7 protein-coding genes and 1 pseudogene are annotated in these 7,466 nt (G+C 68.4%); 2 read left to right on the top strand and 6 right to left on the bottom strand.

Translation table 11 applies throughout. The annotated features are described in order from the left end of the window. Nucleotides 1–3,324 (bottom strand): alpha-L-rhamnosidase-related protein (locus CCL05_RS33030; protein WP_086564337.1); only part of this gene is annotated, 3,324 nt, incomplete at its 3' end. Between the two features lie 232 nt (nucleotides 3,325–3,556). After that, entirely contained in the window at nucleotides 3,557–3,784 is a 228-nt protein-coding gene (locus CCL05_RS33025; protein WP_086564336.1) for a substrate-binding domain-containing protein, read from the bottom strand. A 77-nt stretch (nucleotides 3,785–3,861) separates the two neighbouring features. Between CCL05_RS33025 and CCL05_RS33020 the strand changes: the two genes are divergently transcribed. Continuing rightward, the gene (locus CCL05_RS33020) at nucleotides 3,862–4,452 is read left to right on the top strand and encodes an alpha/beta hydrolase (RefSeq protein WP_086564335.1); all 591 of its coding nucleotides are present in this window, start codon (nucleotides 3,862–3,864) and stop codon (nucleotides 4,450–4,452) included. Nucleotides 4,453–4,774: 322 nt separating this feature from the next. Here the strand turns inward: CCL05_RS33020 and CCL05_RS33010 are convergent, their stop codons facing one another. Together CCL05_RS33010 and CCL05_RS47185 are read right to left on the bottom strand one after the other, a co-directional pair. Beyond that, nucleotides 4,775–5,071: a hypothetical protein gene (locus tag CCL05_RS33010; RefSeq protein WP_086564333.1), complete on the bottom strand. Its 297-nt coding sequence runs from the start codon at nucleotides 5,069–5,071 to the stop codon at nucleotides 4,775–4,777. Nucleotides 5,072–5,121: 50 nt separating this feature from the next. Beyond that, nucleotides 5,122–5,256, bottom strand: coding sequence for a hypothetical protein (locus CCL05_RS47185; protein ID WP_279629950.1), 135 nt, complete (start codon nucleotides 5,254–5,256; stop codon nucleotides 5,122–5,124). A gap of 200 nt (nucleotides 5,257–5,456) precedes the next feature. On the opposite strand from CCL05_RS47185, the gene CCL05_RS33005 reads away from it, so the two are divergent. Next, a complete protein-coding gene (locus tag CCL05_RS33005) occupies nucleotides 5,457–5,870 on the top strand; it encodes a hypothetical protein (protein ID WP_244204485.1) in 414 nt (137 codons plus the stop codon). Between the two features lie 31 nt (nucleotides 5,871–5,901). Here the strand turns inward: CCL05_RS33005 and CCL05_RS33000 are convergent, their stop codons facing one another. Continuing rightward, nucleotides 5,902–6,969, bottom strand: a complete 1,068-nt coding sequence (locus CCL05_RS33000; RefSeq protein ID WP_086564332.1) for a 2-oxoacid:ferredoxin oxidoreductase subunit beta — start codon at nucleotides 6,967–6,969, stop codon at nucleotides 5,902–5,904. Beyond that, nucleotides 6,962–7,466: pseudogene (locus CCL05_RS32995) on the bottom strand (2-oxoacid:acceptor oxidoreductase subunit alpha); the annotation flags it as partial. The gene CCL05_RS33000 and the pseudogene CCL05_RS32995, both read right to left, overlap by 8 nt.

Genomic DNA, 7,466 nt, shown 5'->3' with positions numbered 1-7,466 from the left:
CGCTATCTGCGTCTGCGCGCCACCAGGCTGGGCGCGCAGACGCAGATAGCGGCCCCTGGCCGAGGTGAGGGTGTAGGTCTGGGCGGCTCCCTCGGGATTGCTCTGGCCGGTGACGGTGCGGACGGTGGCGTAGGAGGATCCGCCGTCGGACCGGGTCTGCAAGGTGAAGTCGACGGGGAAGCCCGCTGTACCGCCGCCGGCTCCCCCGGTGTCGGTGCGCGGATGAAGGGTGACGGCGCCGATCGCCCGGTCGGCGCCGAGATCGACCTCGATCCATACGGGCGTGTCGCCGATGTCGGCGGAGGGGAAGTCGATGCTGGTGAAGCCCTTGGCGCCGGTGACACCGGTGGTGGTGCCGTCCAGCACCCGGGTCTTTCCCCAGTCGCCGTTCTCGAGGGTGTAGTTGCTGGTGACGGTGGTCGCGGCGGTAGGGACGGTGAGTTCGGCGAGTTGGAGGCGGTACTTGGATGTCTCGTCGGACGCGGGGGTGCCGAGCCTGGTCGCCTCGAGGCGCACATAGCGGGCGGTGGTCGTCCTGAACCCGTAGGTCTGCGGGAGCCCGTCGGGGTTCGCCTGGCCGGTGACGGTGCGGACGGTGGTGTACGTGCTGGAGCCGTCACCCCGTGTCCGGAGGGCGAAGTCGACGGGGAAGCCCGCTGTCCCCCCGCCCGCCGCCGGTGTGCCGGTGCGGGGGAAGAGGCGTACGGCGTCGAGGTCGGTGTCGGCGCCGAGGTCGATCTCCACCCACACAGGGTTCGCGCTGACGTCGGCGGCGGTGAAGTCCTTGCTGGTGTAGCCCTTCGCACCGTTCACACTCGTGAGCGTGCCGTCGGTGAGCCGGCTCCTGCCCCAGTCGCCGTTCTCCAGGCTGTTGTTGCTCGTGACGGGTTTGCCCAGGGCGAGGTTGTCGAGACGGCCCGCGCCGGTGGCGGTGAACGTCCACGTGCCCGGCCGGACGGTGAAGTACACGTACGTGGAGTCCTTGCTCGCGTACGTCAGGCCGCTGACGCTCCCGGTGGAGGAGCCGCGGGCGAAGACGGTGGTGCCGTTCGCCTTGATCACGGGCTGGGAGCCGCCGTAGGTGGGCACGCCCACGCGAGCGGTCGTTCCGCTCGGCGAGGTGAGCGTCAGGGTCACCTGGGTGCCGTCGCGCACAATGCCGGAGCGGATGTCACCCTTGACGGTGGGCACGACCGTGTTGATCTTCGTCAGCGTGCCGGTCTGCGGGGTGACGTCGTACGTCGTCCAGCCTGGCCGGGTGGGGCGCACACCGGCCGCGTAGGCGGACAGCGCGTACAGCGGGCCGCCGTTCCAGGCGTGGTTGTCGGTGCCGTCGGCCTTGGTCCACAGCTCCCACAGGGTGTGGCAGGCGGGGTCGGCGACCTGGGCGGCGAAGCGGTTGCGCATCCGCTCCTCGGCGACGGTGGGCGCGCCCATCAGATACAGCGCCTCCAGGACGTAGAACTCCATGTAGGGGCTGGCGTTGAGGTGGGTGCGCAGCACCTCGGTGACCGCCCGGTGGCGGGAGGCGGGTGCCAGGCCCGCGACGACGGCGAGGGCGTTGGCGCGGTCGTCGGTGTCACGGGTGTAGCCGGGTGAGCGGTATTCGTTCTGCGAGGAGTTCCACAGGACACGGTCGAAGTTGGCCTTGATGCTGTCCCGTCGGGCCTTCCATCCGGCCACGTCTGCGCTGTTGCCGCTGAGGCCGGCGAGCTTGGCGGCGGTGTCCAGGGCCAGGTAGTACCAGCAGTTGTCCAGGACGCGGGCGTCGATGTCGCTGCCCCAGTCCTCCCAGTCCCAGTCGCCCGCACGGTGGTTGACCAGGCCGTCGCCGTCCAGGCTCCACAGGTTCAGGTACCTCTTCACCGCCGGGTAGGCGACGGTGACGGCGTCGGTGTCGCCGGTGTAGAGGTAGTACGTCCAGAACGACCACACCGAGGCCAGCATCTGCACGGGCAGTTCGGCGGTCCAGATGGTCGCCGGGACCGGGGAGTACAGGGCCCCGCTGGACTTCTGCCATGCGGCGAGCTGGGCGATGGCCTTCTTGCCCAGGGCGTGGGAGCGGGTGTCGAAGGTGTAGAAGCCCTCCTTGAGCTGGTTGACCACATCGCCCCACCACTGGGCGCGTTCGCGGGTGGGGCAGTCCATGTAGTTGTCGCGCATGTTGACGTACATGGTGCGGGCGGCCTTGGTCCACAGGGTGTCCAGGAAGGCGTCACCGCTGCTGAACGACCCGGCGAAGTCGGTGTCGTAGCCGGACTCCCGGTACTTGAGCTCCAGGACCGTCACGCCCGCCGGGATCGTGTACCGCACGGCCGTACCGCTCATCCACGCCAAGGGCTCGAACTCCTGGACCCCGCCGGTGCAGACGTAGGTGGCGCGCATGTTGTACTGAGTCCCCGGCTCGATCCCGGTCAGGCCCGCGCCGTCGTCGTAGTGATCGGTCTGGATGCCGATCACCGCACCGGCCGGAGCGTCCACCTTCAGAAACGGGGTCACCTGGATGTTGGACGGCAAGGTGGCCGAGATCGCGGTGGAACCCTGGCCCGTGGACGGCAGCGAGGCGGCGTTGGTGTAGGACTTCAGCCCGGAGTAGCGGAACAGCGGGATCGGCCGCTCGACGAGGGCGTTCCAGGGCGAGGCGCCGACGGCACCGAAATCGGTCGGCGCCGTCCAGCCGCTGTCGTCGAAGCCCGGGGACCTCCAGCCCGACACTCCGGCGGCGGCTCGGGCGTCGTAGAAGATGTTCGACTCGGGCAGCCTGAAGTTCACCTGCGTGCCGCTCGTGTTGTTCGAGTAGCCGGGGTGGACTGTGTGCTTCCAGCTCGTGTCGCTGACGAGCCGGCTGGTGGTGGAGCCGGTCGTGATGTCGGACTGGAACAGCAGCCCGCCCTTGCCGCTGCTGTTGTGCGAGAAACCCTGCTTGCCGAAGTGCCACACCAGCAGCGCGACCGTGTTGCTGCCGCTGGTCAGGTAAGGGGCGAGGTCGATCTCGTCGTAGTAGGTGTCCGTACGGTTCGGGCCTCTTTTGAGCCCGCCCTCGAAGACGACCAGGGTGCCGTTCACCCACAGCCAGTACTTGGAGTCCGCCGCGATCCGCGTCACGGCCCCGGAAGGGGCGGAGGCCAGACGGAACGACCTGCGGAAGGCGACCCACTGGTTCGTCGAACTGGACGGCGCCCAGATCCACTTCGCGGCCCAGGGCGCGGACTCCGCGGCGGACGCCGCCGGTGCGAGGCCGGGGAGGACTGCGGGGCCCAGGGTGGGCGCGAGAGCCACGGCGATGGCCGAGCGCAGAGCAGACCGGCGGGAGACGTAGTGCATCGGGGGGACCTTCCCGGAGTGCGGATCGAGGAGGGGGCTGGAGAGGGGTCCTTCTTGAATCGAACGTCCGGACATTGGCCGAACCTGGTTGAATCGATTCAATCTCTGTCATGCAGACGCGATCCTCAGCCCCCTGAGAAGGCCCTGTCAATGGTCCGGTCGGAAGAGGGTTCGCGACGGTTCCTCGCCCGGCACGGGACCTGGAGGTCGCCGGAAGCGCCGGAAGTGCCAGTCAGGCGGACTCTCGGAGCTGGACCCGCAGCGGGTCCCGGACGGGTTCGGCGGGAACCTTCTTCTCGTCGAGCATGTCGACGACGCGGCCGGCCAGTCGGCGGGCGATGGCGCGCGCGTCGCGGACGACCGTGGTCAGGGGCGGACCCTCATCGGACTGCCGGTCGGCTTCCTCGCCGGACTGGCGTTCATGCGGGCGGTCGAATAACTCCCCAAGCCTTATGGTCACGTAGTTCCCCAGTTGGTGGCTGTGGCGGCGTTCGAGCGCCGGGAATCACGTGATCAGCTGGCCAGTAGTATGCGGCGATGTCCGATCCCGTCCCCTTCGCCATGCCCACCCGTTTCGACGGAGCCCGAGACCGTGTTGCGGTTGTCGTTCCAGGTGTCGGTTACTCGCCTGCCAGGCCGCTACTGCACTTCGCCCGGAGCGTCCTGCTCCAGCACGGCTGGACGGTCCAGGAGCTGTGGTGGCAGATCCCCGATGGGTTCGCGCAGTTCACGGTGGACGACCGGATCGCATGGGTGGAGCGGCAGTTCACCGAGGCCATCGAAGCCGAGGCGGGGGCTTGTCGGCTCGTCGTCGGCAAGTCCCTGGGCTCCCTCGCCTGCGGCATCGCAGCGGACAGGAACATCCCGGCAGCCTGGCTCACCCCGGTCCTGACCATCGACCACGTTGCCGCGGCTCTCCGGCGAGCCATGGAGCCGACTCTCCTCATCGGCGGTAGCGCCGACAAGGTCTGGGATTCACGCATTGCTGCGTCCCTGCGACACGATGTCCTGGAAGTGCCCTCGGCGGACCATGGCCTGGAGCTTGCGGACGATGCCGCAGGCTCGGTTGAGGTCCTGCGGCAAGTCGTCTCTCGGCTGGACCGCTTCATCGGCTCGCTCAGCCGCTGAGGCTGACAAGATCGGCTCGGACGGTTTCCAGGCGATCGGCCCCGATCGGGCCAACCCCCGAACTCGGCGATTGACGATTGGCCATATCCGTATTGCCGGGGCTCGCCTGCCGGTCGGCGACCGGCAGGCTCAGTGCCTCCTCAGCGGCCGTTGCACGGGTCGGCGCCCGCAGGCATCGGCTTGGTGTCGGCTGCCAGGCAGGAGGAGTACACCCGCGGCGGTGTGGGCTGCGGCTCCGGTTCCGGTCCAGCGCCCAGGGCGATGACCGTCACGGCACCGGCACAGATCAGCCCCGCTGTCGCGGCGAGTCCTTTGGCGCGGCTCACCGGTCGGCGCGGAAGTGGTCGAGGATTTCGTCGCTGCAATCGTCCGCGCCGACGGGGGTTCGCGTGAAGGACAAGATGCCGTCGTCATTGCCTTCCTGCTTGGCTTTCGCCAGTTGCGTCTCGATGTCCGCGATGCGCTCGGCGCACTCGGCGCTGACGGGTTTCTCGGGCTTCTCGGGCGGGTCAGGCGCCGGGGAGGCGTTGAGTGCGGCGGTGGCGGCCATAGCGGCCGCGCACAGCACCGCCCACGCGGCGATCCACGTGCGGCGAGTCATCCGTAACGGCTTCGGCATCCAGGCATCCTACGAGCACCGCGCGGGCCGGTGCCGCATGAGCCGTTGTCTCAATCGATGTGCCGGGCGAGCCTCAACGCCTCACCGATGCGGTCGGTGTCCTGGCCCGGGTACTCGTTGTGCTGCCCGTCGGAGAGGACGGCCGTATGCGTCTGGACCGTCGCGCGGAGCGGGCTCGCCGTCACGGCAAGTGCGGTTTCCTGACTCCGTAGCCGTCTCAGCGTGCTGCTCAACCGGGGCGCAAATTCCGCCCATTGCGGCTCCGTCACGCCGCATTCCGCGCCCTGTCCGCCGGCTGGGCGCGATCTGGGCGAGTCTGCGGGTGCCGAGCGGGGAACATGGTGCATTGTCGTGGCCCTGAGACGATCGCCGTGGAGGCTGAGGCGTGAACAACGTGGACGCACCGGACAGCGGAATTCTTCTCTTCCGCAACACCATGCGCATCACCGAGGGGCATCTCGATGCCTACCGGGAAGCCGTCGAGAAGGCTGTGCGGTTCGTGGAGCAGCACGGTCCCCAGGTCATGGTGGAGGTGTTCATCGACGAGCAGAAGCTGTTCGCGCACAGTTTCCAGATGTACCGGGACTCGGATTCCGTCCGTGCACACTGGAAGATGTCCGAGCCGTACATCCAGGAAGTGATGAAGCACTGCCGGGTGGAGCGCTTCGAGGTGTTCGGAAAGCCCGATGCGGACGTGATGGCGGGCGTGCGGGGATCTCTCGACGACGGGGTCTCACCCTCGTTCGCGGTGCGCTTCACGGGATTCATGCGACTCGACGCCTTGCGGTCCACGCAGTAGCGGCCCGCTCCGCCGGCGCGGCGGAAGTGGGTCAGCCGAGGACGGTCCAGGTGTCGCCTCCGGTGATGAGTGCGGCGAGATCGCCCTTGCCGTGGTGTTCGATGGCCGTGTCGAGCTGGTCGGCCATCTGTGTGTCGTAGACGGGCCGGTCGACGGAGCGCAGGACACCGATCGGGGTGTGGTGCAGGGTGTCCGGGTCGGCGAGGCGGGACAGCGCGAACGCCGTGGTCGGGGATTCGGCGTGCGCGTCGTGCACGAGCACCTGGTCCTCGTTGTCCGGCGTCACCGCGACCACCTTCAGATCACCGGTCGCCGGGTCCCGGACGACACCCTTGGCCAGGTCGGCGCCGAAGCGGATCGGCTTGCCGTGCTCCAGCCGGATCACGGCCTCCTCGGCCCGCTGCCCCGCTTTTGAATGGGATACAGCCTTCAGGGCGTCGAAGGCGCCGTCGTTGAAGATGTTGCAGTTCTGGTAGATCTCGATCAGGGCCGTGCCCTGGTGGGCGGAGGCCTGGCGCAGTACCTCCGTGAGGTGCTTGCGGTCGGAGTCGACCGTCCGCGCCACGAACGAAGCCTCCGCGCCGATCGCCAGCGACACCGGGTTGAAGGGCGCGTCCAGCGAGCCCATCGGCGTCGACTTGGTGATCTTGCCGACCTCGGAGGTCGGCGAGTACTGGCCCTTGGTCAGACCGTAGATCCGGTTGTTGAACAGCAGGATCTTGAGGTTGACGTTGCGGCGGAGCGCGTGGATCAGGTGGTTGCCGCCGATGGAGAGGGCGTCGCCGTCACCCGTGACGACCCATACCGACAGGTCCCGGCGGGAGCTGGCCAGGCCGGTGGCGATGGCCGGGGCGCGGCCGTGGATGGAGTGCATCCCGTAGGTGTTCATGTAGTACGGGAAACGGGAGGAGCATCCGATGCCCGAGACGAAGACGATGTTCTCCTTCGCCAGCCCCAGCTCGGGCATGAAGCCCTGCACCGCGGCGAGGATGGCGTAGTCGCCGCAGCCGGGGCACCAGCGCACTTCCTGATCGGACTTGAAGTCCTTCGCGGTCTGGCGGGTCTCGGCCTTGGGGGCCGGCTTCAGTGCCTCACTCATCGATGTGCTCCTTCAGCACGGTGGCGAGCTGTTCGGCCTTGAACGGCATACCGTTGACCTGGGTGTACGAGTGGGCGTCCACCAGGTACTTCGCCCGGATCAGGGTGGCGAGCTGGCCGAGGTTCATCTCCGGGACCACGACCTTGTCGTAGGCCTTCAGGACATCACCGAGGTTGGCGGGGAACGGGTTGAGGTGACGCAGGTGGGCTCGTGCGATGCGGCCGCCCTCCTTGCGGATCCGCCGTACCGCGGCCGTGATCGGCCCGTACGTCGAGCCCCAGCCCAGGACGAGCGTCCTGGCGCCGTTCGGGTCGTCGACGTCGAGGTCCGGGACCTCGATGCCGTCCACCTTCGCCTGCCGGGTGCGCACCATGAAGTCGTGGTTGGCCGGGGCGTAGGAGATGTTGCCCGTGCCGTCCTCCTTCTCGATGCCGCCGATCCGGTGCTCCAGACCCGGCGTGCCCGGGATCGCCCAGGGGCGGGCCAGGGTCTGCGGG

Origin of the sequence: Streptomyces africanus (assembly GCF_002150735.1) — a bacterium.
GTDB classification, from domain to species: Bacteria; Actinomycetota; Actinomycetes; order Streptomycetales; family Streptomycetaceae; genus Streptomyces; species Streptomyces africanus.
The sequence above is the reverse complement of the archived record's forward strand: the minus strand, read 5'-3'. Positions and strand labels throughout refer to the sequence as shown.

Excerpts from the sequence above, each read along its gene's own strand:
- CCL05_RS33020 (WP_086564335.1), top strand. The coding sequence starts at position 3,862 with ATGTCCGATCCCGTCCCCTTCGCCATGCCCACCCGTTTCGACGGAGCC.
- CCL05_RS33010 (WP_086564333.1), bottom strand. The coding sequence starts at position 5,071 with ATGCCGAAGCCGTTACGGATGACTCGCCGCACGTGGATCGCCGCGTGG.
- CCL05_RS33000 (WP_086564332.1), bottom strand. The coding sequence starts at position 6,969 with ATGAGTGAGGCACTGAAGCCGGCCCCCAAGGCCGAGACCCGCCAGACC.